The sequence below is a fragment of the Nonomuraea sp. NPDC048901 genome (assembly GCF_040649695.1).
Taxonomy (GTDB): domain Bacteria; phylum Actinomycetota; class Actinomycetes; order Streptosporangiales; family Streptosporangiaceae; genus Nonomuraea.
Genome location: NZ_JBEZFW010000013.1, coordinates 253,553 through 279,223, shown reverse-complemented (window position 1 = coordinate 279,223; position 25,671 = coordinate 253,553). Strand labels below are relative to the sequence as shown.

Sequence of the window (25,671 nt, the reverse complement as noted above, 5' to 3'; positions counted from 1 at the left end):
GGCACCAACGGCGGCCATGGCCAAGAAGGCGCACGTAGCGGCGGCGCGCCGGCTCCACCGGAGGAGCGTTCCCCTGGACAGTCCCCGGCCCCGTACGGCGCTTGGCGCCCACCGGGCCGGCCGTACGAGCAAAGGAGAGATCCCGTGAGAGGGAGAGGGATAGTCACGGCGGTGGCGGTGCTCTTAGCGGGCTTGTTCGCAGGCCTTCAGCCCGCGGCCGCGTCCGACAACGGCCTGTCGATCAGGCCCGCCATGGGGTGGAGCAGCTGGAGCTTCGTGCGGCGCTGGCCCGATGAGACCAAGATGAAGGCTCAGGCCGACGCGCTGGTCAGCAGTGGCCTGGCCGCGCACGGCTACGTCTACGTCAACCTCGACGACTTCTACCAGAAGTGCGACTCCAACGGCTTCCAGGTCGACGGCTTCGGGCGGTGGGCCGTCGACACCGCCAAGTTCCCCAGCGGGATCAAGGCGCTGGCCGACTACGTGCACGCCAAGGGGCTGAAGTTCGGCTTCTACGTCACGCCCGGCATCGCCAAGAACGCCGTCACCGCCAACAAGCCCGTCGAGGGCACCTCGTACCACGCGCAGGACATCGCCGACACCTCGCAGACGCACAAGAACTACAACTGCAAGAACATGTACCGGCTGAACTACTCCCACCCCGGCGCGCAGCTGTTCATCAACTCCTGGGCGAACCAGATGGCCTCGTGGGGCGTCGACTACCTGAAGATCGACGGCGTGGACGCGACGACGGTCGCCGACGTCGAAGCCTGGGACAAGGCGCTGCGCCAGACCGGCCGGCCGATCAACTTCGCGCTGTCCAACAACCTGCCCATCGCCCAGGCCACCACCTGGAAGCGGCTGGCCAACAGCTGGCGTACCCAGGGCGACGTCGAGTGCTACTGCGGTCCCGGCGCCAACGGGAGCGGGTTCCCCCTCACCGACTGGTCGCACGTGTCCAGCCGGTTCACCTCGGCCGCCAGCTGGCAGCAGTACGCCGGTCCCGGCGGCTGGAACGACTACGACTCCCTGGAGGTCGGCAACGGCGACCAGGTCGGTCTCACCGCCGACCAGCGGCGTACGCACATGACGCACTGGGCCATGATCTCCAGCCCGCTGCTGCTCGGCACCGACCTGACCGCGCTCACCTCGACCGACCTGGCCATGCTGACCAACGACCGGCTCATCGCCGTAGACCAGGACGGCGTCGCGGCCGGCCGGGTTGTGAACAGTGGTGTCAACCAGGTGTGGCGTAAACGGGAATCGAACGGCGACTACATCGTGGCGCTCTACAACACCGGTACGTCCGGCAACTCCACGGTCAGCGTCACCTGGTCGCAAGTGGGCTTCACCGGCCCGGCCGAGGTCACGAACCTGTGGTCCGGCGGCTCAGAGGGCACCGTCGCCTCCTCCTACAGCGCCACCCTGCGCCCCGGCGAGACCCGTCTCATCCGCGCCCGGCCCACCGCCGTGACCCCCCACTACGAGGCGGAGAACGCGACGATCTCGCAGGGCGTCGTCGAGTCCAACCACGCGGGCTACTCCGGCACCGGCTTCGTCAACTACGACAACGTCGTCGGCTCGTACGTCGAGTACACCGTCAACGCCACCGCGGCCGGCAACGCCAACGTCACCCTCAGGTACGCCAACGGCACGACGGTCAACCGCCCGATGACCATCACCGCCAACGGCACCACGCTGACCCGCGACTTCCCCAGCACCGGTGACTGGGACACCTGGGCGACGGCCACGTTCACGCTGCCGCTGACCGCCGGGGCCAACACCATCCGCGCGACGGCCACCACCGCGAACGGCGGCCCGAACGCGGACTACATCGACGTCTCGGCCGCCACCCCGACCGGCACCGAGTACCAGGCGGAGAGCGCGACGATCTCACAGGGCGTGGCCGAGTCCAACCACACCGGCTTCACCGGGACCGGCTTCGTCAACTACGACAACCTCGTGGGCTCCTACGTCGAGTTCGCCGTCAACGCCGCCGCCGCGGGCCCCACGCCCCTGACGATCCGGTACGCCAACGGGACGGCGGTGGACCGGCCGATGGAGGTCGCGGTGAACGGCACGGCGGTGACCACCCGGTCCTTCCCCGCCACCACGAACTGGGACACCTGGGCCGACGGCACGGTCACGGTAGACCTCCAGGCGGGGGCCAACACGATCCGCCTCACGGCCACGACCGCGGGCGGCGGCCCCAACCTGGACCGGGTCACGCTGGGCTGACACCCCGACCGCGGGCGGCGGCCCCCGGCCTGGATCACGTCATGCTCGGCTGACCCGACCACGGGCGCACGCACACCGGCCTGGCGGTGTGCGTGCGCCCTACCCCCCTGCGCCCCGCTTGCGTGCGCTACGCCCCCTGGCGGGTGCTTCATGTGGCCTTCGACCAGATGGCCAGGCCCAGGCACATCTCGTCGCTGGTCCCCTCGCCCCAGACCACGTAACGCGGCTGCAGCTTGCGCAACTGCGGCAGCCGCGCGCGCAGCCCGGCGTCATGCGTACAGGTCACCCGCAGCATGTCGCCCTTCTTGAGCGTGACCGGCTTGGCCAGCACACGAAGCGCCTGGTCGTCGAAGTCGTAGTTCGGGACGTTCAGCAGCGTCCGCGCCTTGGGCGTGCCGGGGTTGAGCTCGACCTTGATGGAGCGCCCGAGCAGGTGCATGTGCCCGGCCATCGCGTGCAGCGTGATGGGCCCCGGGACAGGCCGGTCGCAGTGCTGCGTCGGCCCCGGCTTGAGCGGCCCGCACATCTTGGCCAGCTGGTCGGCCTGCTCCTCGGACCCCGGCCCGAACCTGCGCGCCACGTCCTTGACGGCGGCGGCCCGGTCGCACAGCGCGCCGGACTCCTGCGGCGTGCACGGCAGCTCCACCGGCCCCGGGAGCAGCGCGGTCTCCAACGGCTCCAGGGTCTTGTCGGTGAGCCGCAGCCGGATGCCCGACTTGTCGGACCCGGGGGTGCCTTCCACGTTCAGCGTGTTGTAGTGGATCTGCATGATGAGCTTGCTGCCGGGCGGCAACGCGTAGCCGTAGCGCGCGTCCAGCAGCGTCTCGTTGGTGCCCGGCGCCCAGTGCGCCACCCACGAGGCGTCGTCCACGCCGGCGTCACCGAAGCACGTCCACCCCTGACCGGGGGTGCTGTCGTCGAGCGTCTTCGCCTTGGCGGCCTGCCGGGGGTCTACCCGGAAGAAGATCGCGTGGTGCACGATGTCGGCGTTCTGCGGCTGGAACTGGGCTCCGGTCAGGAACGCCTGTTTCGTCAGCTTGGGGTCGATGACGAAGCACCGGTAGTCGTCGGTGCCGCCGTTGGGGGCGTGCGGCGTGTAGGGCTCCGCCATCGTCAGGGACTCGAACCGCTCGCCGTCGCGTAAGGGGGCGGCCACCGGCGCGACCTTGGCCCCATGTCCCCCGGCATGGCTCGGGTGGGCCGCCGGGGTGGCCGTGGTGGCCGTCCCGCACGAGGCGAGCAGGGCGACCACGGCGCACGAGGCGGCGATACGGGCTAGTCGAATCATGCTTCCACGGTCCCGCGTGACCCGGCGCGGGGCATCCTTCCGTAGGACGTTCCGTGTCCTTCCTTGGAATGACGGCCGGGGTCCGCCTCCCGAATACGCGGGACTGCGACGTTAGTCGCAGATCGCCGGCTCGTCAGCGGTAGATCACCGGCATGCGAGCCGCGGATCACCGGCTTGTCAGCTGTAGATCACTGACAGGAAGCGCACCAGCACCGCCTCCCGCCGGGGCGCGGGCAGCGCGTCCAGGACCGCGTTGACCAGCGCCATCTCCGGCTGCCCCGCGCCGGGCCGCAGGTCCACGCCGACCGCCGCGGCCAGCTCCGCGAAGGCCGCGTCGTCCAGTGCCTCCAGGTCGAGGTCCACGACCAGGTCGATCAGCCCGTCGGGGAGTACGGCCGGGCCGCGCGTCCGGGCGGCCGCCGCCGACTCGCCGATGACCTTCAGCAGCGCCTCGATCCCCGAGAGCGTCACCCCGGTGACCGTGATGTGCAGGTTGGCCGGGATGCCCGCGTACGACAGCTGCGGCTGCAGGTACCAGCCGCGCCGCCGCGCCTCGTCGGCCAGGACGAACACGTCGAGCTCCGACGAGGTGAACGCCACCAGCGAGCTCTCCGGATCGCCCAGCACCCGCAGCCCCGGGATCGCCGCGAGGCCCGCGCGTAATCTGGCCGTCGCCTCCAGCGTGGTCCGGCCCAGGGCCAGGTAACCGTCGCGGCCCAGAGCCTGAAGCGTGGCCCATGCCCCGCCGAGCGACCCCGCCGACCTGGAGCTCTGCACGGTGGCGTTGATGACGGTGTAGCCCGGCCAGGCGGCCGAGGCGAAGTACGCCTTCCGGCGCGTCGCCGGGTCGGCGAACAGCACGACCGAGGCGCCCTTCGGGGCGTACCCGAACTTGTGCAGGTCACAGGAGAGCGAGGTGACCCCCGGCACCGACAGGTCGAACGGCGGGATCGCCGCGCCGGCCGCCCGCAGCCACGGCAGTAACCACCCGCCCACGCACGCGTCCACATGGCAGCCGACTCCAGCGGCGGCGGCCACGGCCGCGATCTCCTCGACCGGGTCGATCACGCCCTGGGGGTACGACGGCGCCGAGGCCACGACCAGGACGGTGCCGTCGTCCATCGCCGCCGCCACGGCCCGCGCGCCGGCCTTGAACGTGACCGGATCGACCGGCACCGGCCTGACCTCGAGCCCGAGGTAGTGCGCCGCCTTGTGGAAGGCCGGATGGGCGGTGACGGGGAGCACCAGGTTGGGCCGGTCGCGCCCGGCCGCGTCGCGGGCGGCCTTCACCGCCAGCATGATCGACTCGGTGCCGCCGCTGGTGAAGATGCCGTGGCCGCCGCCCAGCAGGTCGGCGACGGCGCCGACGACCTGCCTCTCCATCTCCACCACGCTGGGGAAGGCCGTCGGGTCGAGGCAGTTGACCTCCAGCATCTCCGCGTAGGCGCGGGCCGCCGCCTCGTGAACGCCGTCCCGGCCGCTGTCGTAGACATAGGCGGTCACCTGGCCGCCCCTGACCGGCAGATCGTGCTCCTTGAGCCGGGCCACCTCGGCCAGCAGCTCGTCGGCGGTCCTCCCGGTGTCGGGCAGGTTCACACGCTCTCCTCGCATCATGGCGCCGCCGTGGTCACGGGGTTTCGCCGGGCAGTCCGAGCATGCGGTGCACGGTCAGGTGCAGGTGGGCGCGGAAGCGGCGCAGCGCCACCGTGTCGCTCCCGCCCCTGCGGTGGCCCTCCTCGTCCAGCACGCCGCCCTTGGCGAACCCGTGCACGCACCAGATCACCGACCACATGGCGTACTCCAGGTCGACCGCGTTGTCGATCACCCCGGCCGCGACCGAGGGACGCAGGGCGTCGGTCACCATGACCACCAGCGGCTGGACGTAGTGGCGTTCGAGCTCGGTGAGGTCGCTGGCGTCGGAGAGCCAGCGGTGCATCCACAGCGCCGGCACCTCGGGATGGACCACGCAGAAGTCCAGGTAGTCGTCGATCAATCGGTGAATCCCGGTGACCGGGTCGTCGCCGCCCAGGCGGCCCAGCGCCCCCTCCAGGGCGGCGCGCTCGGCTTGGTGGGCGCGCTCCATCACGGCGAGGTAGAGCTCCCGCTTGCCGCCGACGTGGTAGTTGACGGTGGCGATGTTCAGGCCCGCCGCGTCGGCGATCTGCCTGGTGGAGGTGCCGTCGAAGCCGAGTGCCGCGAAGAGCTGCGTCGCGACTTTCATGATCACGGTGACCTGGTCACTGTCTCTCATGGAACGAAACTAATTCGGCTTCCGCTACTCCGTCAATCACTTGATGGAGTCACTTTAGGTGCCATCTCAATTACTTTTCGTGACATTCCTTTGGGGTGGCTGTTACTGGTAATCCATGACCATCTTCTCAGGGCGGTTCGTGGTCCCCTTCCTCGCGACACTCCTGCTCGTCCCGCCGGCCGGCGCCGCCGCGATTGCGCGCGCGATGCCCGTCCCGATCTCGGTGGGCGAAGCCCGTACGGCGCTCGACGGCCTGACCGTCGGCGAGAGGGGCACACTCCACGGCTACAGCCACACCCGCTTCATGCCCGAATGGGCCCCGCAGCGGGGCGCGTGCGACACCCGAGAGATCGTCCTGAACCGTGACGGACAGGCCGTCCGGCGCGACGCGTCCTGCCGTGTCCTGGCCGGCACCTGGTACAGCCGCTACGACGGCAAGCTGCTCACCAGCGAGGCGAACATCGACGTCGACCACCTCGTCCCCCTGGCCAACGCCTGGCGTTCGGGCGCCGACACCTGGACCGACGCCCAGCGCCACGCCTTCGCCAACGACCTGATCCGCCCCGAACTGGTCACCGTCAGCGCCACCGCCAACATCGACAAGGGCGGCAGCACGCCGATCACCTGGCGGCCGCCGGTCATCGGCTATTGGTGCACGTACGCCCGGTCGTGGATCACCGTCAAGCGGCACTACGCGCTGCGGATCACGAAGGCGGAGAAGGCCGCGCTGCATGAGATGCTCAACACCTGCTCGGCCTGATCACCGAGATAGGGCCGGGTGATGTTCACCCGGGAGCGCCGCCACCAGGTGCGGGCCCAGCTGATCGAGCGGGCCCGCGTGGACGGCCGGATCATCGGCGCCGCGCTCACCGGCTCGGCCGCGCGCGCCCTGCTGCGTGAGCTGGCCAAGTCCCTGGCGGACGCCCGCGCGGAGGGACCCGACGTGGTGAACCTGCCGACGGGCCAGAGGCGGACCTACCCGGCGGTCAGCCGTTCGTGATCGACAATGGGGAGGTCTGAGACCAGCTGGAGGAGATCGGCATGACCATCGCCGCGTACACCGTGACCGCACCCGTCGCCGAGCACGGGGAGGGCCCCGTGTGGTCCGCTCGCTGGGGCGGTCTCCGGTTCGTCGACATGATGGCCGGCGACGTGCTGGCGCTCGACCCGGACGGCTCGGTCCGCCGCCGCCACGTCGGCGCGGTCGCGGCGACGATCCGCCCGCGCGCCGCTGGCGCGGGCTATGTGGTCGCGGCCGAGCGGGAGCTGCTGCTGGCCGACTCCGACGACCTGGACGCGCCGCTGCGCTCGCTCGGCGAGGCGTGGAGCGATTCGTCGGTACGCATGAACGACGGCGGCTGCGACCCCGACGGCCGCTTCTACATCGGCAGCATGGCCTACGACGAGACCCCGGGCCGCGGCTCCCTCTACGTGGCCGAGGCCGGCGGCGGGCTGCGCGTGGTGCTGCCGGAGGTCACGATCTCCAACGGCCTGGACTTCAGCCCCGCCGGCGACCTCGCCTACTACGCCGACACGACCACCGGGCGGGTCGACGTGCTGGACTATGACCGGGAGAGCGGGCTCACCGGGCGGCGGCCGTTCGCGGTCGTGGACCCGGCCGACGGCGCCCCCGACGGGCTCACGGTCGACTCCGAGGGCGGCGTGTGGGTGGCGCTGTGGGGCGGCGCCGCCGTACACCGCTACAGCCCTGAGGGCCGTCTCGAGGCCGTCGTCCGCCTCCCGGTACGCAAGGTCACCGCGGTCGCCTTCGGCGGCGACAACCTCGACCAGCTGTTCATCACCACCTCGGCCCTCGACGTCGACCGGGTGGAACAGCCGGCCGCGGGCGCCCTCTTCGCCGCCGAGCCGGGTGTGCGCGGCCGGCCCGTTCTGGAGTGCGCGCTCTGAACGGACGCAGTGTGCGGCCGACTCACTGCGCGGCTCTGAACGGCCCCTCAGCTTGATGAGCCCGCGCGGGCGCGGACGCCGTTGGCCAGGGCGACGCGGGACGACACGCCCAGGCGGGCGTACACCTGGCTGATGTGGTACTCGACCGTCTTGACGCTCAGCAGCAGCTCGCGGGCGATCTGCCGGTTGGTCAGCCCGGTGGCCACCAACTGGGCCACGGCGTCCTGCTGCGGCGTCAGGCCGAGGGGGGAGACCGCGTGCTGCTGCCCGCACGCCGCCAGCTCGATCTCGCAGCGTTGCGCGTAGGGCACCGCCTCCAGGCGTTCCAGCTCCCGCAGTGCCTCCTTGAGCTGTTCGGCCGCCGCTGCCCGGCGGCCGAGCCTGCGCAGGAACGACCCGTACGCCAGCAGGGTCCTGGCCCGGTCGAACGGCTCCCCGGTCTCCGCGCACGCCGCCTCGAACGCCGTCGTGGCCGCCTCGGTCTCGTGCCCCGCCGCCAGCAGCCGAGCCCGGACACCGGGAGACCCGGCCCGTACGTCACCGGCCCGGCGCAGGTCGCCCTCCGTGATGAGCGCGTCCAACAGCAGATCGCCCCACGGCAGCAGCCCACGCTCGGCGGATGCGGGCTCGGTGCCGTTGAGCAGGTCGAGTAGCGGTTTCAGCAGGGCGATCACCTCGTCCGGCCGGTTCCGGGCGGCGGCCAGGTGGGCCGCGGCGTACGCGGGGCCGATGACCGCCACCGGCGCCGTCGCGTCCCTGGCCAGCCGCCGGGCCGCCTCGGCGTGCTGTCCGGCGCGCTGCCAGTCGCCCCTGGCCGCGGGCACGAGAGACGCCACGGCGTGGGCGTGCGCCGACATCCAGCAGGGGCCGAGTTCGTCGGCGACCGCGGCGGCGAGCTGCCCCAGGGCCGCGGCCTCGTCCCACTGCCCCTGGTGGAAGTCGGCCAGGCTGCCCATCACAGCGGTGAGCAGCCTGGCCGGTGGCGAGCCCCCCAGCCCGCCGGAGTGACGCATCAGGCGCAGATAGTCGCCGGGCTCGGGGCGGCAGCTCCAGGCGTCGATCCTGGCGAGCAGCACGGGCCGCGCGCACCGCTCCCGCGCCTCGGCCAGCGCCGCCACCGCCTCATCGGTACGGCCGGCGTAGTGCGCGAGCACCCCTCGCGCGAAACGACCGTCCGCCGTGTCGACCCTGAGGGCCGTCGAGGAGCCCGCACCAGGGTCAGCATCCGACGGAGCCGTCCAGGAGGGTTCGGTGGCCGTCTCTAAGGGAGCCGTCGCAGAGGTACCTGACCGGGTGGTCGGCTCGTTGGCGCCCAGCCGTACCGCCAGAGCGTGGGCCTCAGCCGGGCGGCCGTCGAACAGGAGGGCCTCGACGGCGTCGGCGCCCGGCTCCCGGTCCAGCCGGGCCGCCTGCGCGAGCAGCCGTGCCGCCGGCCCCCACTCGCCCGCCGCGGCCCTGCGTCGCCCCGCCGCCGCGATGTCCCGCACGAGCTCCGGGCCGGGACGTTCGGCGGCCCGCAGCAGGTGCTCCAGCCGGGTGGTCTCATCCTCGGTCAGCGTCGCCGCCGCGGCGTGCAGCCGCAGCCGCTTGGTCGGGCCCATGTGCTGATAGACCGCCCCCTTGAGCAGCGGGTATGAGAAGCGGATCAGGATCCCGGCACCTGTCGGCCGCTCCACGAGCAGCCCGGCCCCCAGCGCCTCCTCCAGCGCCGAGAGCGGCGCCCCGACGCCCGCCAGCTTGGCGGCCGCACCGAGCGAAACCTCGCCCGCCGTCCGCCCGCCGCCGCCCGCCGCGATGTCGCAGGCCAGGACCGCCGCCGCCTCGACCAGCGACCGGGCGGGCTCGCTGCACCAGGCCAGCCGGGCCAGGGCGTCGCGGGCGTGCTGCCCCGGCACCGGCAGCGGGATCTGCGGGTCGGCCAGCTCGTCGAGGTCCGTCTCCTCCAGGACCTGCAGGATGTGCCGGGGGTTGCCACCCGTGTGCTCGCACAGCCGCCCGGCCGCCTGCTCGGTCAGGGGCAGGTGGGTCAGCGCGCGCACCTGCCGGGCGCCGATGCCGGTCAGCGCCAGCCGTACCGACATCTCACGGGTGAGCAGCGGCTGGAGCGAGGCGGGCTGGTACGGGTCCGGGCTGGTCAGCACGGCCAGGACGCGGGCGGGCCGCAGCCGTCGCCAGGCGAACGCGAGCGCGGTGAGCGAGACGGAGTCGGCCCAGTGCGCGTCGTCGACGGCGATCACCACCGGCCGGGCCTCCTGCAGCTCGTCGAGCCGGTCGCGGAGCCGGGCCCCCGCCTCGAACGGGTCCGCGGGCTGCAGACCGGCGATCCTGGTGAGCACGCCGTACGGCAGGACCGACTCGCTCTCCACGGCGTCGGCGGCGATCACGTGCGCCTGGTCGTCGAGGGTGGCCAGGAACCGGCGCAGCAGGGTGCTCTTCCCGATGCCGGCGGGGCCGTGGATCAGGACCAGCCCCGGCTCACCCCGGCGGGCCAGCTCGAAGCGGTCCGTCAGCGATTCCAGCTCTCGTTCTCGCATGCGCACACAGTGCTCTTGCGCGCTCGCATCTCCCTTGTCGCCGACTGCAAGCGAAGGTTAAGCGGCGCGAGCTATACCAGCATCGGGAGATTTAGCGCGACATGCGAGGGGGCTTGCATGGCTGGGGAGACGTTCACGATCGTGCTGAGGGGCGGGGCGATTCGTCCCGACGCGAGGCTGGGGGTGTTCAGCAGCCTCGACGGCTGGCGGGCCCGCGTGCCCTGCCGCTACGTGGAGGGTGCGGACGAGTGGCGGGTGGAGCTCGACAGGCCGCCCGCCGGGACGGCCGTGGAGTTCAAGTTCCACTGTGACGGGGCGTGGGAGGCGCTGGACGGCAACCGTACCGCCTGGCCGGCGGACATCGCGGCGGGCGAGCGGATCGAGACGATGACCGGCACCCAGTCGGAGCTGTTCCCGACCCGTGACGACATCATCGTCACCAACCCGCTCCCGGCCCGCCGTCACTTCGCCCCCAAGCTGGACGAGGACGCGGTGTACGACTACATCCTGGTCGGCAGCGGCATGGGCGGCGGCGTGCTGGCCCATGAGCTGACGAGGATGGCCGCGGCCAAGGGCGGGCGGATGCCGCAGATCCTCGTGCTGGAGGCCGGCGGGTACCTGTTCTCGACCCACGTCGGCAACATGCCCAGGCTGCAGAGCTCCGGCGCGGAGGCCAACCGGACCGTCTGGGGCCTGTGGTACCAGTACCGGTCGGCGCGCTACCGGACGAGTTCGTCCGGGATGCAGGTCGCCGAGGCGTTCTGCCTGGGCGGCAAGTCGGTCTTCTGGGGGGCGCTGATCCCGAAGATGGACGGGCGGGAGTTCGAGTCGTGGCCGCGCGGCGTCCGCGAGGAGCTGCGTACCGAGTGGTACGACGAGGCCACCGACCTGATGCACGGCACGCCCCCGACGCTCAGCGACTACCGCAGGACGATCAAGGAGCTGCTCCGCACCCAGATGAAGCGCTTCCGCCAGCACGAGGTGCAGGTGGCGGCCGAGAACTCGGTGGCGCACCGGCTGGGCATCCCCTCAGGGATCTTCTCGACGGCGGCGCTGCTGATGGAGGACCGCCTGCGCGACGGGTGGAACAAGAGCCTGCACGTCAACCTCAACCACGAGGTCGTCGGGTTCGGGTGGGACCGCTCGGGCGGCCGGACCAGGGTGGCGGCCGTGCGGGCCCGTGACCTGATCGCCGGGAAGGACCGGGTGTTCCGGGTGGCGGACGGCGGGCGTGTGATCATGGCGGCCGGCACCGTGGGCAGCGCCGTGCTGGCCCGCCGGGCGCAGGTCGACAACGAGTGGGTCGGCAAGGGGATCACCGACCACCCCACGTACGTCTGGAAGTTCACGCTGCCGAGCGACGCGCCCGGATACGCCGCGCACGACTCGGTCAAAATCCTGCTGCGCGGCTCGGTCGGCGCGATGCCGCTCAACGTGGTGGTGGAGATGGGTGTGGGGCTCAACCAGTACCGAGTGGACGAGGACGCCGTCCCGGCGCACGCGGACGTCTCCAGGATGGACTGCGAGATCGTCTTCTTCCCTTCGGTGCCGCTGCTCGACGGCAACACCGTCGAGCTGGACCCGGACACCGGCCGGCCGGTGATCACGATGAAACCGGTCGAGATCCCCGGTTACCTCGCCGCGGTGCGGGAGATCGGCGGCCGGATCATCCGGATCATGGGCGGCGACCCGGCGGCCTCGGAGCCGTTCGCGGCCGATCTCGGGGCGGTCGGTCACGAGGTCGGCACGCTGCGGATGAGCGAGGATCCCGGCATGGGCGTGGTCGACCCCGACCTGAAGGCGTGGGGGCACGACAACCTCTACGTCTGCGACCTGTCGGTCTTCCCGACATCGCCGGCCGCGAACCCCTCGCTGACGCTCACGGCCTTGGCGATGCGGTTGGCGGACCACCTTTCTGGTTGACCCTTAGTTGACCGGCTGGTTCGTCAGGACCAGCGCGGACGCGGGAGGCAGATCCTGCAGCTCGATGTGGCGCGAGGCACCCGGGCCGGGCAGCACGGTCACGGCCGACCTGAGCGGGTGCTTCGTCACCCCGCCGATCTCGGCCGTGTTGGCGACCACGGTGAGCTCCTGCGTGCGGGCGTTGAGGGCGCCGTCGATCTCGACGAGGGCGCCGCGCGTCTCGGTCAGGCTCGGATTGACCACGCAGACCACCTCGGTCCCGGCCAGTACGCGCGACCAGCACAGCACGTCGCCGGGCCGGGGGAGCGCGTAGCCGCCGTCGGCCCGGCCGAGCCTGCGCAGGTACTGCCGCCCGGCCCGCAGCGCCCGGTGGGCCGCCCGCGCGGCCAGCAGCATCCTGACCCGCTGGTAGACCTCGTTGTCCTGGTCGAAGACGTGGTGGCTCGTAGTGCCGTACGGGCCGAAACCCGGCAACTCCGTGTCGAACAGGTGCGCCGCGGTCGGCGACCCGCCGTCGGCGGGCCGCCCGGCGGCGCCCGCTTTGCGCGGATGCTCGGGCCCGAACATGGCCTCCCTCAGATACCGATCCCCCGACAGCTCGCGGCGGCCCCAGCCCTCACCCATGAGCCATCCCCGCTCGCTCTCCTCCGGGCCCGTCAGCCCCTGCTCGATGCCGTAGTAGAGGCACGGGATGCCCAGCGAGTACAGCAGCAGTGCCACCCCGACCGTGACCTGGCGGGGATCGGGCTCACTGTGGCCCGGCGGCGTCAGCGCGCCGAACCGGAGCTGGGGATCGATCGACAGATCGTCGTGATCGTCCACCATCGAGACGTAGACGGAACCGAGAGAGCGATGAGAGACCCCCTGTGTGGCGAACCTGCGGAAGAACTCCTCGACGGCGTCGGGGAAGGGGAAGCCCTCCCGCCCGAGCGCGACATCGCGCAGGAGCCGCCGCGTCTCGCCGGTCTCCAGGACGGCGCTCAGGTTGCGCCCGATCAGGTCCAGGTACCGCTCCTCGATCGTGTCGCCGCCGCCGACCTCTCCCACGATGAGGAAGTTCGCCTTCCCCAGCCCGTCGGCGAACTCCCTGAGCGCCCCGCAGAACAACGTGGCGTCGCGCGGCGGCACGTGCTTGAGCGTGTCGATGCGTACCCCGTCGATGTCGGTGAGCGCCATCCAGTAGGTCCAGACACGGATGATCGTCTGCAGCTCTTTGGACTGGTCGAGGTCCCGGCTGAACCAGTCGGCCCGCCGGTAGGGCGCGTCCGGCTCGTCGTCGCCGCCCTGGCCCCAGCCGAGCCCGTCGCCGCCCGCCCTGGTGTAGGCGTCGGGGTCGTGCAGCTCGCTCGGCCACACGCCGTGGTCGGGCTCGGTGGGCGCGGTGCCGTGCGGCAGGCGCCCCCCGGTGCCGTCACGCCAGGCGCCGAACGGCAGTTTCCCGTCCCGGCCGGCGTACGGCGGGCGGACCACGTACTGGGGGGAGCCGGGGGCGCCGAGGTCGTAGTCCCAGTTCTCGCCGGTGTGGTTGATGAGGATGTCGAGGATGACGCGGATGCCGTGCTCATGGGCCTTGCCGACCAGCTCCACCAGGTCCTCGCGGGTGCCGAATCTGCGGTCGACGTCCAGGAAGTGCTGGATGGAGTAGCCGTGGGGGTCGTCCGGCGCGGGGACGCCGTCCACGGTCGTGACGGGCCGCTGCTTCCACACGGGCGCGATCCACAGCGCGGTCACGCCGAGGTCGCGCAGGTAGCCGAGCTTGGAGATGACCCCCCGCAGGGTGCCGCCCTGGAAGCGGTCCCGGCCGGAGGCCGCCCACTGGTTCCACATCCACCCGGCCGGACGGGAGTTCGCCGGCCGGGCCCGGTCGACGAGCTCGCGCCCGTGCTCGCGGCCGTCGCTGAACCTGTCGGGCAGCAGGAAATAGATGACCTCGTCCCGCCAGTCGGACGGCGACGGGTGGTAGCTCTCACGCTGGGGCCAGACGGCCTCCCAAATGCTTCGGGGCGGGGCTTGGCCGATGATCTCGTCGATGTTCGCCACGGCGCCGGGCTCCTTGGCTGTGTATTCCTGCCTGTCTGCCCAATCTGAACCGGGTTACAGTCGCAGGCAAGAGGAGAGGAGAGGCGTGGACATCCGGATTCTGGGCACGTTCGACGTCCTGATCGAGGGCGACTCCGTCGCGCTCGGCGGACCGCAGCGGATGGCCATTCTCGCAGTCCTCCTCCTCCACCAGGGTGAGGTCCTCAGCTCTGACCAGCTCATCGAGTACGTCTGGAGCGGGACACCGCCCAAGAGCGCCCTGAGCGCGCTGCACGCGCACGTGTCACGACTGCGCAAGGCGCTCAACGGGGCCGACATCCTGCAGTCCTACGGCTCCGGCTACCGCGTCGTCGTCGAGCCGGACAAGGTCGACGCCTTCCGCTTCGAGCGGCTGGTCGAGCAGGGCGCCCGCGCGCTGGCGCAGCAGGACTGGGCGGGGGCCGTGGCGCTGTACAGCCAGGCGCTGGAATTGTGGCGCGGTCCCGCGCTGACGGAGTTCGCCACCGAGCCGTGGGCGCAGTGCGACGCCATCAGGCTCGAGGAGTTACGCTTCAGCGCCGAGGAGGGCAGGACCGACGCCGAGCTGGCCCTGGGACGGCACGCCGAGGCGCTGCCGCGGCTGGAGCAGCGCGTCAGTGAGCATCCGCTGCGCGAGAGGTCCGTCGCCCAGCTCATGCGCTCGCTCTACCGGTGCGGGCGGCAGGGCGACGCGCTGAACGTCTACGACCGGGTCCGCCGGATCCTGGCCGAGGAGCTCGGCGTGGACCCCGCCCCGGCGCTGCAGGCCACCCACCAGGCGATCCTGCTGCACGATCCGGGACTCGACGGCAGCCCCGCCCCGCCGCCGCGCCAGGACGCGCCGCCGCGGCGGATCATCAATCTGCCCTCGCGCAACCACGTGTTCTCCGGCCGCCAGACGATCCTGGCCGAGATCGAGGGCGCGCTGACCGAGCCGACGACGCGTCCGCCGCCCCGGGTGGTGGCGCTGCACGGGCTCGGCGGCACCGGCAAGACGCAGATCGCCCTGGAGTACGCGCACCGGCACGCCGCCGACTACGACGTGGTCTGGGAGGCCCCGGCCGCCGAGCCCGTGGCCTTCTGGAGCGTGCTGGCGGAGCTGGCGCTGCGTCTTGGCGTACGTCAGCAGGCCGACCGCGGCGAGATCCTCGCCGCGCTGGCCGAGCGCCTGGCCGGGATGGACCGCTGGCTGCTCATCCTCGACGACGTCGAGGACGGCACGCTGATCGAGGCGTTCCTGTCGTCCCTGCGGGCCGGGCACGTCATCGTGACCTCGCGCAACCCCGCCTGGGGCCAGCTGGCCGTGGGCGTGCGCGTGGGCTCCTTCTCCCGGGCCGAGTCAGTCGATTTCCTGTCCACGCGCGTGGCCAGGACCAGCGGTGCCTGGGCGCTGGCCGAACAGCTCGGTGACCTGCCCTTCGCGCTGGAGCAGGCCGCCGCCTACAGCGAGCAGACCGGTATGAAGCTGGATGAGTACGGCGATCTGTTCCGCCGCCGCGCGGATCAGCTGCTGACCCGCGACAAGGCGTTCGCCACGGTCTGGCAGCTCGCCTTCGAGCGGGTCGCGCAGGCCTCGCCGGTCGCCATCGAGCTGCTGCACCTGTGCGCGACGCTGGGCCCCGGCGGCGTCTCGCTCGACCTGCTGGACTCCATGCCCGGCGTGCTGCCGCCCGCGCTCAGGGACGCGGTCGAGGACGAGCTGGCCCTGCAGGACGCCATCGCCCACCTGCTGCGCCACTCGCTCGTCGAGCGGGACAGGGGACGGCTGCGCATGCATCCGCTCGTCAAGGCGGCGGTCTGGGCCAGGCTGCCCGACGAGGAGCGGCGTACCTGGGTGACCTGCGCCGTCCAAATCCTGAGCTCGGTCGTGCCCGCCGACGCCGAGAACCCCACCACCTGGCGTACCTGGGACAGCGTCATCCCCGACGTCATCCACCTCGGCCAGGAGGCCGACGGCGCGGACATCGCCGTGCCCGGCCTGCCGCGCATGCTCTGCGGCTCCGGCCACTACCTCACGGTACGGGCGGCGTTCGAGCGGGCCCAGGAGCTGTTCGAGCTGGCGCTGCGGCTCGTCAGGCGGCAGCCGGGCGCCGACGCCGACCTGGCGGCCGTACTGTCCGACCACGGCAACCTGCTGGAGCTCACCGGCGACGTCAACGGCGCCCGCGCCGCCCAGGAACAGGCACTGGTGCTGGCCGAACGCGCCCTGGGCGGCGACGACCCGGCCGTGGCGCGGGTCCTGCGACGGCTCGGCAACGTGCTGGTCTGCCAGCGCCGCCTGCCCGAGGCCAGGCGTACCCTCGAACGCGCCCTGGCCATCCTGACCGCCCGGCACGAGCCGGACCGCAGGGAGATCGCCCGCGTCAGCCGGGAGCTGGGCTTCGCCGCCTGGACGGCGGGCGACCTGCGCGCCGGCCAGGAATGGCTGACCAAGGCGCTGGCCACCGCGCGGACGATCCTCGGCCCCGACCACCCGGACGTCGCGCACACCCTGTCCGGGCTGGGGCTGATAGTCCAGGACACCGGCCGCCCGCAGCGGGCCGTCAAGCTGCAGGAGCAGGCCGCGTCCATGCTCACCGCCGTGTACGGCGACGAGCACCCCGAGGTCGCCCACACACTCGACAAGCTCGGGTACGCGCTGCGCCTGTCGGGCCACTTCGAGGAGGCCAGGGTCAGCCACGAGCGGGCACTGTCGATCCTGGAGTTCTGCTACGGCCCCGGCCACGGCGAGGTGGGCATGCCGCTGACCAACCTCGGCCTGGTCTACCTGGACACCGGCGAGCCGAAGCTGGCCAGGGACCACCAGGAGCGGGCGATCCAGGTGTTCAGGAACGCCTACGGCGACGACCACGCCCACGTCCACCTCGGCGTGCGCCGGCTGGGCCAGGCCATGCTGGCCGACGGCCGGGCCGCCGAGGCGCGGGACCTGCTGCGCAGCGCGCTCACGGGCACCGAGCGGGTGCTGGGGGGCGGCCATCCCGACGTCGCGGGCACCCTGCTCGACCTCGCTGAGGCGTACGAGGTGCTGGGGGAACAGGAGCCGGCCGACGCCTGCCGGGCGAGGGCCGAGCGGATTCTGGCCCGTGGCAGGAGCCCCATTCAGGGTTAGCCCTCCCATTCAGGGTTAGCCCTCCGCATTGAGGGTTAGCCCTCAGCCGTCACCTGAGGCCGGATCCGCTCACGGACCCGACTCTGGGGACATGCCGGATTTCGCGTCCCCGGGGCGCCGGGTCATCTCCGCCGAGGTGGAGCCGGTGCCGGGACGACGGCACCAGGCGGCGGCCGTGTTGAGCCGGCTCGGCCTGCGCGTTCTGCACCTCGGCCCGACGATCAGCGTGAGCGCCCCGGAAGAGGTCTGGGAGCGGACGTTCGGCCTGCCTGAGCCCGCCATCCCCCGCGAACTGCGGGGACTTGTCACAGGGATCCATCTCGCCGGGCCTCCCGACCTGCACTGACCCACTGACATGCCCCGAGGGGGAAGCATGACCACGATCATCGAACGCCGCGAGTCCACCGTCCACTTCGAGGCAGTGGTGCGGCCGCCGGGCCGGGCCTCGATGTTCGCCGAGTCGTCGGCCGTACAGGCGGCGAGTCTTGACGACCTCAGGCCGCCGCCGGACCGGGCCGCGCAGACCGCGCTCGCGTTGCAGCGCAGGGGGTTCGTCGTCCGGCATGTCGGGACGTTCTCCATCAGCGCGGAGGGCCCGCGCCGGCTGTGGGAGGAGACGTTCAACACCCGCGTGGCCGTCCGGCCGCACACCCTGCGCGGCGCGCCGGCCGCCGAGCCGGGCGATGAAGTCTCCTATCTGTCGCATGTGTCCGGGGTCCCGTTCACGCTGCCCGCCGACCTGGAGCCGCTGGTCGAACGGGCCTACCCGCAGGCGCCGCCGCAGTTCTACGGCTCGCCGCTGCCGCCCAGGGTCTCCTATCACCACCTGCGCGTGCCGGACGACGTCGGGCTCCTCCTGCGCGCCTGCCACGTGCACGAGCGGGGGGTGACCGGCCGGGGGGTGTTCGTGGCCATGGTCGACACAGGCTTCTACAAGCATCCCTTCTATCCGCATCACGGCTACAACTACAACGCCACCCTCGCGCCGGACGCCGCCCGCGTGGACCACGACGAGTACGGCCACGGCACGGCCGAGGCGGCCAACATCTTCGCCTGCGCGCGCGACGTGGACTTCGTCGGCGTGAAGATGGGCGGCAACGCCACGCTCGCGTTCAAGACCGCCGCCGACCTGTCGCCCGCTGTTCTGACCAACAGCTGGGGCTACGACCTCAACGGGCTCACCGGGCTGCCGAACTTCCTGCGGCCGCTGGAGTTAGCGGTGCTGGAGGCCGTACGGGTGCGCGGCATCACGGTCTGCTTCTCCGCGGGCAACGGCCACATCTCCTTCCCCGCGATGATGCCCGACGTCATCGCCGCGGGCGGCGTGTACGTGGAGGAGACGCAGGTCAACGGGGAGTTCAAGATGGAGGCGTCCGACTATGCGAGCAGCTTCGACAGCCTCATCTACCCGGGCCGGCACGTGCCCGACGTCTGCGGACTGGTCGGCCGGCAGCCCAGGGCGCTCTACATCATGCTGCCGACCGAGCCCGGCGACGTCATCGACTCCTCGCTGGCCGGTCCCGGCTACCCGGTCAAGGACGGCACCGCGCCCGACGACGGCTGGAGCGTGATCAGCGGCACCAGCGCCGCCGCGCCCCAGATCGCCGGGGTGTGCGCGCTGCTCAAGCAGGTCCAGCCGGGATTGTCTCCCGACCTGGTGAAGGCGCTGCTCAGGGCCTCGGCACGGGACGTCGTCGACGGCAAGAGCGGGACGGGGGAGCTCGCGGGGGAGGGCTTCGACGGGGCGACCGGGGCGGGGCTCGTGGACGCCGCGGCGGCGTACCGGCTGGCGCGCTCGGTCACGCCGCGCAGCCTGCACACCGTCCCACCGCCCGTCTGACAGACCACCCGTGACGGACCGCTTGTGACGGACCGCCCGTGACAGACCGCCCGTCCGACGGGTCGACTGTCTGACGGGCTCACCGACTGCCGGGCGGCCCTGCCGAGGGGCGGGTTCGACCGGTGGGGGCCGCGGCGGTGACGCGGGGGCGGCCGCCGCGGCCCCGATCGCTCTTCCCGGGACGCTGCGCTCGTCCCGGGAAGAGCACCGGGGCTTCGCCGGTTGCATCCGTACGTGGACGAGATCGACGTCGTGGTGATCGGGGCCGGGCAGGCCGGGCTGTCGAGCGCGTACTTCCTGCGCCGGTTCGGCTTCGAGCCGCTGGTGCTGGACGCGGGCGACGGGCCGGGCGGGGCGTGGCGGCACCGGTCGCCGTCGCTGACCATGGACAAGGTGCACGGCATCTTCGACCTTCCCGGTGTGCGGCGCTCCGATCCACCGGTGGGCACCCCGCCTGGAGCAGGTCAGGCCGCCCCGTCTGGAGCCGGTCGAGCTGACATGCCTGGGGCTGGTCGTGCTGATCTGTCCGGGGCCGATGGGCGGCGGCCCGCCGCTGTGGTCGTCCCCGAGTACTTCGCGGACTACGAACGGGAACTCGGGCTCGCCGTACTGCGGCCGGTCAAGGTGACGGCCGTGGCGCCGGGGGAGGGCGGGCGGCTCGTCGTCACCTCCGGGGCGGGGGAGTGGGCGGCGCGGGCCGTGGTCAACGCCACGGGCACCTGGACCCGTCCATACTGGCCGTACTATCCGGGCGCGCGTTCCTTCCGCGGCCGTCAGCTGCACTACGCGACGTACCGGGGACCGGAGGAGTTCGCCGGTCGGCGGGTGGTCGTCGTGGGCGGCGGGACCTCGGCCGCGCACGTGCTCTCCGAGATCGCCGGCGTCGCCGCGAGCACCCTCTGGGTCACCCGCCGGCCGCCCGTGTTCCGCCCGCTGGACGACTTCGGCGAGGACACGCGCCGCGACGCCGTCGCCCTGGTCGAGGCACGGGTACGCGCCGGGCTGCCGCCGCAGAGCGTGGTCGCCGTGACCGGGCTCGGGTACACGCCGGTCGTCCGGGAGGCGCTGGCCAAGGGAGCGCTGGAGCGGCTGCCGATGTTCGGCCGCATCACCGCCGGCGGGGTGAGCTGGGATGATGGACGGTACGTGGAAGCGGACACGATCATCTGGGCCACCGGATTCCGCTCGGCACTCGACCACCTCGCCCCGCTGCGGCTGCGCGAGCCCGGGGGCGGGATCAGGGTGGACGGCACTGAGGTGATCGCCGAGCCGCGCCTGCAACTCGTCGGCTACGGCCCTTCGGCGAGCACGATCGGCGCCAACCGCGCGGGCCGCACCGCCGCCCGGAACATCCGCCGCCTCCTCGCCCAGGCCCCCTCCGTTCCGGCGGCCTGACCTATTAACGTCCGCCGCGCCCACTCCATTACAGCTGCCGGACCTACTATGAGAAGTAGTAAAAATACCGATTGAGGCCAGTGGCCGGTAGCACTCTCGACACGGGGCGTTACCACGGGATAGCGTCGGGTTAAAGGATCTTTATCCGTCTCTGGAGGTCCCCCCGATGGATGTTCCCGGCTACACCGAAATTCGGGAACTCGGACACGGCGGGACCGGGCGGGTGATGCTCGCTTTACGCACGTCCGACGGGACGCCCGTGGCGATCAAGCATCTTGCCGCGCGATTACGCGACGACGAGCTGTTCGTCGAACGCTTCCGCGCCGAGGCCGGGCTGATCCGCGAGCTCGACAGCCCGCACACGGCCCGCCTGCTCGACTACGTCGAAGGCCACGACGACGCCTGCATCGTGATGGAGCTGGTGGACGGCATCACCCTGCGCCGCCTGTTACAGCACGCGGGCGCCACCGGCCCCGAGGCGGCGCTGGCCGTACTGAAGGGCGCCCTGCTCGGGCTGGCCGAGGCGCACCGGCACGGCGTCGTACACCGTGACTTCAAGCCCGAGAACGTGATCGTCTCGCAGGACGGCCAGAGCAAGCTCGTCGACTTCGGCGTCGCCGCCCACTCCGGCGAGAACGCCCCACTCGCCGGGACCCCCTCCTACATGGCCCCCGAGCAGTGGGCGGACGCCCCGGCGGGGACGGCGTCGGATGTGTACGCGGCGGCCGTGGTGTTCTTCGAGTGCCTGTCCGGGCACCGGCCGTTCATCGCGGACAACTTCGCCGCCCTCGCCTACCAGCACCAGCACGCCGAGCCTCCGCTGGAGGACATCGAGGAGCCGATGCGGGCACTGGTCGGGCACGGCCTGGCCAAGGACCCCGCCGAACGGCCGGAGTCGGCCGAGGCGTTCCTGGCGGAGCTGGAGGAGGTCGCCGACACCGCTTATGGCACCGGCTGGGAGGTACGCGGCCGGGCCGGGCTCGGCCTGCTGACCGTCCCGCTCGCCTCTTTGCTACCTCTGTCGCGGCCGCTGCCCACGTCGGGGAACGGCGGCACGAGCCTGTTCAGCAGCGCGCTCGCGCCGGTGACCAAGTTCGCGGTGACGGGCGGCCTGGTGGTCGCGACCGCCGCCGCGGTGGCGTCGGCGTTCGTGATCTGGAACGACGCACCGCCGGACCGCCTCGCCGGGCTCCCGCCGGTCAGCGCGCCCGCCGAGTCGGCCCTGATCCCCACGCCATCCGGTACGGCGGAGCCGTCCATCCTCACCCCGGAGCCCAGCGACCTCGCCAGCCCTCCGCCCAGCACCGACGCCGCGGATCCGGTGGTCACCGAGGACCAGACCGAGCCCACCGGTACCCATGCGCAGGAGCCCATCCGCACCCGCTCGCAGGAGCCCACCCGTGGGGCGGAGCCGACGCGGACCACGCGCCCGGCCACCTCCGCACCCGCCACTTCCAAACCGGCCACCTCCAAACCGGCCACCCAGCCGCCCACCAAGCAGGCGTCGACGACGAAGCCCGCCACCAGTGAGCCCAAGCCGTCCGCCCGTCCGGCCACCACCAGCCCCCCGGACACCCAGGCCTCCGCCCCGACCAAGGCCGCCGGGCCGCTGGTCTCGGTGTCGGTCAAGGTGTCGATCGACGTACCCGTGCTCAAGGGCAAGGACGGCCTGCTCGACGTCGACCTCGGCCTCGGGCTCGGGAGTGGCCTGCTCGGCTCCGTACTGGTCCCCGGTTCCGCGCTGCTCGGCCGCCACTGGGCCGTCCGCAGAGCCAGGAGGGCCCGCTCCTCGCACACGTCGTCCTGTCCTCCACCGGACATCGACAAGCCGTGACCCGCGCCACCGTCGGACATTTCGCCCATACCAAAATTTGCTGATTTGCCGACCGATACAGGTGATCCCCTACTATCTAGCCTCGGATAGGGGGCGTACTTCTGGGCCCCGCAGTTCGGGCGAAGGAGAAGTGTGGCGGTTGCATGCCCCGCCGACCGGCGGCGCCGTCCGATCCTCACCAAAGCGCTCACCGCGATGATCACAGCGGTGTTCCTGTTAGTGAGCCTGGCCACGCCCGGACACGCGGCCCCCAAGCCGACGATCAAGCAGCTCAAGAAGGAGCTGGCCGCCCTGGGGAAGCAGTCGGACAAGCTGATCACCGAGTACTACAACGGCCGCATCGCCCACCAGAAGGCCGAGAAGGCGGAGAAGGCCGCCCAGGACAAGCTGGCCGCCGCCCAGGCGGTCTACGACCGAGAGTCGGCCGAGCTCAGGCTGATGGCCGTCGCCCAGTACACCAACGGCGGCCCCCCGAGTCCCGCCACCATGCTCTCGGCGAACGAGGACCCCTCCGCGCTCATGAGCCGCCTCGCGCTCTCCAACCACCTGGTCGATCAGCAGAGCGCCAGGCTAAGCGGCTTCGCCAAGGTCAGGGACGACCGCAAGCAGGCCGAGGAGGAGGCGGCCGCCCGCGCCAAGGAACTCGGCGACCAGGTCGCGGACCTCGGCAAACGCAAGGACAAGGCCGAGCAGCTGATCAAGAAGATCAAGGACAAGATCGACAAGCTCTACCAGGCGCCCGGTGTCCGGCGGTCGGACGGCACCTGGGTCCCGCAGCTTCCCGGGGGCTCCGACAACATCACTCCCCGGATGCGCCTGGTCAAGACCCTGGTGAAGGAGCGCTTCGCCGTACCCAATGGAATCGGCTGCTACCGGGCGATCCAGGACGGCGGCGAGCACCCGCTCGGGAGGGCGTGCGACTTCATGCTGAGTCGCGGCGGCTCGATGCCGACGGCCGCCGAGGTGGCGCGCGGCAACGAGATCGCCGCCTGGGCGATCAAGAACTCCAAGCGGCTGGGCATCATGTACATCATCTACCGCCAGCGGATCTGGCACGCCAGGACCGGCGCTTGGCGCACGATGTCAGACCGCGGTGGCACCACGGCCAACCACTACGACCACCCGCACATCTCGGTGTACTGAACGGCGCGTCCGCTGAGGATGGGTCCGGATGTCGAGAATCATGGACAAGCATCGGCCGTCGCGTTGAGTTCCGCGTATCGGGCCTGGCAATCGCGATAGAGCGGAAGCAGCCCGCGTTCCTCGGCTTCGCGCAGGGAAGGAGCGGTTCTGTCCATGTCGGAGAGAATGAATTCGTGCTCCCGCGGCCAGGGCACGTTGAGCTCTGGGTCCAGCGGGTTGATGGACACGGTCGTGCTCGGCGAATAGAGGCTGGAGCAGAGATACCAGACGGTCACCTCCTTCGTCAGCGCGAGGAATCCGGCGGCGAGCCCTTCCGCGACGTAAAGGGCCCTCCTGCTCTCGGCGGTCAGCTCAACCGCGATGTGCTCGCCGTAGGTGGGCGAGCCGATCCTGGTGTCGAGTACGACGCAGAGCATGGCCCCATGCGCGCAGTTGAAGTAGCGCGCTTGGCCCGGCAGGCCCACCACATGGAGGCCGCGTATCGTGCCGCGATAGGACCAGGAGCAGTTGACCTGCGCCACCCAGAGTGGATGACCCACTGCTTTACGGAACGCCGGCTGGCTGAATGGTTCCAGGAAAATCCCGCGCATGTCTGGATAGATTTTCTGGTCGATCACGAAGGAGTCCGCTACGTCAAGTTCTTCGATGTGCATGCCGAAAACCTCTCCCGTAGACATGTTTCTCTGTCATGGCAATTCAAGACTTTCAGCGCGGCATTTAGCGGGCAACCCCCTAAAGCTCCCCCTAGTGCCCCTGTCCATCCTTAATGCGAGCGTATTAGCCGACCTGATCAAATGCCAATGTGTTGTCCTGTGTGCGGCTTTTCTGTGCTCATGAAGACATGCGTGGCGCATCGAAATAAGACGGCTCACTACTAATGGCGGCTGATGGCATGCCGCTATTAGTGAAATTCCGCTCCCCGCGATATTCATGAGCGCGACGGGGGTCGGAAAATAACGGCACAAGGCCGCGCATGCTCTTCGTTCAGAGCCGGGCGAAAGCCCGTGAAAGCTGGGTCAGGTGCGTCAGCTCGTCCTTCATGGCCGGTAATCCGGGGCTGAGCACCGGGTCGCCGGACGTGGCCTCACGGGTGACCGCGGGTTTCACATCACCCGCCGAAGCAGGGGAAAGGCCTGGCGCCGCCGCGGTTCTCTTCGTGGCCGCGAACGTATGGAGGGCCTGGACCACGGTTTGGGCGTGCAGGGCCGGGGTCATGCCGTCATGAAACGGCCCTCCGGTATAGGACTCCAGGACCAGCAAGGAGTCACGGATCTCGATGACATAGCGATAGAGCTGGTAGCCGGCGGAGTCGCCGACGCTGGGCGGGTCACGTCTGAGTTCGGGCATGGCCGTGGTCAGCGCCGTCCACAGAGGGCGAAGGCGACGCAGCGCCCGCCGTTGGGCCACCGACCGCAGCGGCGTGGCGAGCCGCGGCCCCCAGACGCCGATGGTGGGGCCGGCCACGATCAGCGTGGTACAGGCGAGCCCGAGGTACGTCACGGCATGCGTCGACGCGCCCGGCGGCGTCGGAAGGCCGAAGTAGCTGGTCAGCGCGGTGGCGCTCAAGTAGCCCACATAGAGGAGCCCGCCGGCGTCACCGGCCGCGACAAGCCGCAACCCGAGCCGCACATATGGCTGGTGCACATAGCGCACGTATCGCCAGGTCCGGCGGAGCGTGCCGAAAAGGCCGGCGGAGATATAGGCGAGGAAGGCCAGATAGGAACCTACGATGAGCGGGTTATCGCCGTGTACGACAAGGAAGCCCGCACCGGCGTCGTCCGGCACTCCGGAGCCGAACAGCAGGACTCCCATCACCGCGATGCCGGCCGCGGCCCATAATATCTTCGCGGTGACGCCCGGGGCCCGGCCGCCCGCCGGTGACGTCAGGTAGGTCACTGTGATCCAGAACGCGCACATGGAGGCGATGGTGAAGCTGAACACCAGCCATCGTCCGAGCCCGTTGATATGGGTGAGAGTGTCGAGCCTCGGCTGGATGTCATGAAACTGCACCAGCACGCTGAGGCTGAGCGTGACGATATGGGCGGAGTAGGCCAGGTCCACTGGCGATCGACGTTTCCGGACGAGTCGGACGGCGGCCTGCACGGCAATCGTCCATATGACGGAGGCCTCCCCCCAATACAACACATCGA

At 71.1% G+C, this 25,671-nt stretch carries 18 protein-coding genes; 11 read left to right on the top strand and 7 right to left on the bottom strand.

All coding sequences use genetic code 11. The annotated features are described in order from the left end of the window. Positions 1-144 precede the first annotated feature (144 nt). On the top strand, positions 145-2,238 hold the full coding sequence (locus AB0C30_RS38475; protein WP_357953303.1) for a carbohydrate-binding protein: 2,094 nt from the start codon (positions 145-147) through the stop codon (positions 2,236-2,238). A 148-nt stretch (positions 2,239-2,386) separates the two neighbouring features. Here the strand turns inward: AB0C30_RS38475 and AB0C30_RS38470 are convergent, their stop codons facing one another. The 3 genes from AB0C30_RS38470 to AB0C30_RS38460 all read right to left on the bottom strand — a co-directional run bounded on the left by AB0C30_RS38470 (position 2,387) and on the right by AB0C30_RS38460 (position 5,777). Beyond that, positions 2,387-3,526: a monooxygenase gene (locus AB0C30_RS38470; protein ID WP_357953301.1), complete on the bottom strand. Its 1,140-nt coding sequence runs from the start codon at positions 3,524-3,526 to the stop codon at positions 2,387-2,389. Between the two features lie 177 nt (positions 3,527-3,703). Beyond that, complete coding sequence (locus AB0C30_RS38465) at positions 3,704-5,122, bottom strand: aspartate aminotransferase family protein (RefSeq protein ID WP_357953299.1); 1,419 nt, start codon at positions 5,120-5,122, stop codon at positions 3,704-3,706. Positions 5,123-5,153: 31 nt separating this feature from the next. Further along, positions 5,154-5,777, bottom strand: a complete 624-nt coding sequence (locus tag AB0C30_RS38460; protein ID WP_357953297.1) for a TetR/AcrR family transcriptional regulator — start codon at positions 5,775-5,777, stop codon at positions 5,154-5,156. A gap of 115 nt (positions 5,778-5,892) precedes the next feature. Here AB0C30_RS38460 and AB0C30_RS38455 point away from each other — a divergent pair, with 115 nt between their 5' ends. From AB0C30_RS38455 to AB0C30_RS38445, 3 genes are read left to right on the top strand one after another with little or no spacing between them, the layout of a single operon-like run. Continuing rightward, positions 5,893-6,537: an HNH endonuclease family protein gene (locus AB0C30_RS38455; protein ID WP_357953295.1), complete on the top strand. Its 645-nt coding sequence runs from the start codon at positions 5,893-5,895 to the stop codon at positions 6,535-6,537. Between the two features lie 21 nt (positions 6,538-6,558). Then, complete coding sequence (locus AB0C30_RS38450; protein WP_357953293.1) at positions 6,559-6,777, top strand: hypothetical protein; 219 nt, start codon at positions 6,559-6,561, stop codon at positions 6,775-6,777. Positions 6,778-6,818: 41 nt separating this feature from the next. Further along, on the top strand, positions 6,819-7,685 hold the full coding sequence (locus AB0C30_RS38445) for an SMP-30/gluconolactonase/LRE family protein (RefSeq protein ID WP_357953291.1): 867 nt from the start codon (positions 6,819-6,821) through the stop codon (positions 7,683-7,685). Positions 7,686-7,732: 47 nt separating this feature from the next. Here the strand turns inward: AB0C30_RS38445 and AB0C30_RS38440 are convergent, their stop codons facing one another. After that, positions 7,733-10,219: an AAA family ATPase gene (locus tag AB0C30_RS38440; protein WP_357953290.1), complete on the bottom strand. Its 2,487-nt coding sequence runs from the start codon at positions 10,217-10,219 to the stop codon at positions 7,733-7,735. Between the two features lie 117 nt (positions 10,220-10,336). On the opposite strand from AB0C30_RS38440, the gene AB0C30_RS38435 reads away from it, so the two are divergent. Continuing rightward, the gene (locus tag AB0C30_RS38435; protein ID WP_357953288.1) at positions 10,337-12,142 is read left to right on the top strand and encodes a GMC oxidoreductase; all 1,806 of its coding nucleotides are present in this window, start codon (positions 10,337-10,339) and stop codon (positions 12,140-12,142) included. Positions 12,143-12,145: 3 nt separating this feature from the next. On the opposite strand, the gene AB0C30_RS38430 is transcribed toward AB0C30_RS38435, so the two are convergent. Continuing rightward, a complete protein-coding gene (locus tag AB0C30_RS38430) occupies positions 12,146-14,182 on the bottom strand; it encodes an alpha-amylase family glycosyl hydrolase (RefSeq protein WP_357953286.1) in 2,037 nt (678 codons plus the stop codon). Between the two features lie 85 nt (positions 14,183-14,267). Between AB0C30_RS38430 and fxsT the strand changes: the two genes are divergently transcribed. The 6 genes from fxsT (at position 14,268) to AB0C30_RS38400 (ending at position 23,521) form a co-directional block, all read left to right on the top strand. Beyond that, positions 14,268-17,309, top strand: a complete 3,042-nt coding sequence (fxsT, locus tag AB0C30_RS38425) for an FxSxx-COOH system tetratricopeptide repeat protein (protein ID WP_357953285.1) — start codon at positions 14,268-14,270, stop codon at positions 17,307-17,309. 91 nt (positions 17,310-17,400) lie between these two features. Beyond that, entirely contained in the window at positions 17,401-17,655 is a 255-nt protein-coding gene (locus AB0C30_RS38420; RefSeq protein ID WP_357953283.1) for a hypothetical protein, read from the top strand. A 27-nt stretch (positions 17,656-17,682) separates the two neighbouring features. Next, positions 17,683-19,149, top strand: a complete 1,467-nt coding sequence (locus AB0C30_RS38415; protein ID WP_357953281.1) for a S8 family serine peptidase — start codon at positions 17,683-17,685, stop codon at positions 19,147-19,149. Positions 19,150-19,383: 234 nt separating this feature from the next. Then, entirely contained in the window at positions 19,384-20,544 is a 1,161-nt protein-coding gene (locus AB0C30_RS38410; protein WP_357953280.1) for an FAD-dependent oxidoreductase, read from the top strand. A gap of 166 nt (positions 20,545-20,710) precedes the next feature. Further along, positions 20,711-22,378, top strand: coding sequence for a protein kinase (locus AB0C30_RS38405; protein ID WP_357953278.1), 1,668 nt, complete (start codon positions 20,711-20,713; stop codon positions 22,376-22,378). A 132-nt stretch (positions 22,379-22,510) separates the two neighbouring features. Next, positions 22,511-23,521: a hypothetical protein gene (locus AB0C30_RS38400; RefSeq protein ID WP_357953276.1), complete on the top strand. Its 1,011-nt coding sequence runs from the start codon at positions 22,511-22,513 to the stop codon at positions 23,519-23,521. A 38-nt stretch (positions 23,522-23,559) separates the two neighbouring features. Here the strand turns inward: AB0C30_RS38400 and AB0C30_RS38395 are convergent, their stop codons facing one another. Together AB0C30_RS38395 and AB0C30_RS38390 are read right to left on the bottom strand one after the other, a co-directional pair. Next, a complete protein-coding gene (locus AB0C30_RS38395) occupies positions 23,560-24,174 on the bottom strand; it encodes a dTDP-4-dehydrorhamnose 3,5-epimerase family protein (RefSeq protein ID WP_357953274.1) in 615 nt (204 codons plus the stop codon). A 331-nt stretch (positions 24,175-24,505) separates the two neighbouring features. Continuing rightward, positions 24,506-25,666, bottom strand: coding sequence for an MAB_1171c family putative transporter (locus AB0C30_RS38390; RefSeq protein WP_357953423.1), 1,161 nt, complete (start codon positions 25,664-25,666; stop codon positions 24,506-24,508). Positions 25,667-25,671: the final 5 nt, after the last annotated feature.

Coding starts and splice junctions, on each gene's coding strand:
- AB0C30_RS38455 (WP_357953295.1), top strand. CDS start 5,893: ATGACCATCTTCTCAGGGCGGTTCGTGGTCCCCTTCCTCGCGACACTC.
- AB0C30_RS38405 (WP_357953278.1), top strand. CDS start 20,711: ATGGATGTTCCCGGCTACACCGAAATTCGGGAACTCGGACACGGCGGG.
- AB0C30_RS38445 (WP_357953291.1), top strand. CDS start 6,819: ATGACCATCGCCGCGTACACCGTGACCGCACCCGTCGCCGAGCACGGG.
- AB0C30_RS38450 (WP_357953293.1), top strand. CDS start 6,559: ATGTTCACCCGGGAGCGCCGCCACCAGGTGCGGGCCCAGCTGATCGAG.
- AB0C30_RS38395 (WP_357953274.1), bottom strand. CDS start 24,174: ATGCACATCGAAGAACTTGACGTAGCGGACTCCTTCGTGATCGACCAG.
- AB0C30_RS38415 (WP_357953281.1), top strand. CDS start 17,683: ATGACCACGATCATCGAACGCCGCGAGTCCACCGTCCACTTCGAGGCA.
- AB0C30_RS38420 (WP_357953283.1), top strand. CDS start 17,401: ATGCCGGATTTCGCGTCCCCGGGGCGCCGGGTCATCTCCGCCGAGGTG.
- AB0C30_RS38440 (WP_357953290.1), bottom strand. CDS start 10,219: ATGCGAGAACGAGAGCTGGAATCGCTGACGGACCGCTTCGAGCTGGCC.
- AB0C30_RS38460 (WP_357953297.1), bottom strand. CDS start 5,777: ATGAGAGACAGTGACCAGGTCACCGTGATCATGAAAGTCGCGACGCAG.
- AB0C30_RS38470 (WP_357953301.1), bottom strand. CDS start 3,526: ATGATTCGACTAGCCCGTATCGCCGCCTCGTGCGCCGTGGTCGCCCTG.
- AB0C30_RS38435 (WP_357953288.1), top strand. CDS start 10,337: ATGGCTGGGGAGACGTTCACGATCGTGCTGAGGGGCGGGGCGATTCGT.